1 pseudogene is annotated in these 436 nt (G+C 44.3%); it reads left to right on the forward strand.

Features of this window, described 5'->3' with window-relative positions:
- Positions 1-295: pseudogene (locus tag AABK37_RS41920) on the forward strand (hypothetical protein); the annotation flags it as partial.
- Between the last annotated feature and the right edge of the window lie 141 nt (positions 296-436).

Below are 436 nucleotides of genomic sequence, written 5' to 3' on the forward strand. Positions count from 1 at the left end.
TTTATATAAAGATACTGGTACTTGTCCGTGTAAGTTTACAGTTGCTTGTGATGATGACTGTCCACCAGGATATTTTAAGTGTGAATGTGATACCTACCCCGGTTATTGTTGCGTGTCTTGTTCGGAAATGAAATCAGAGATTGCTGCTTTGCGATCGGCAATGGGGTTAGACGGTAAAAAAGGTGATAAGGGCGAACGCGGTCAGCAAGGGTTAGACGGTAAAAAAGGCGAACGCGGTGAACGTGGCGAACAAGGTTTAAAGGCGAACGCGGTGAACGTGGCGAACAAGGTTTAAAGGCGAACGCGGTGAACGTGGCGAACAAGGTTTAAGGGCGAACGCGGTGAACAAGGAGAGGGAGATATAAAAGTGGAGTGGATAAATATAGAAGTTCCGATAGTTATTTGTGAATTACAAAGTAAAGAATGGAAACCAAAA

This window comes from Tolypothrix sp. VBCCA 56010, from assembly GCF_050875635.1.
Taxonomy (GTDB): Bacteria; Cyanobacteriota; Cyanobacteriia; order Cyanobacteriales; family Nostocaceae; genus Hassallia.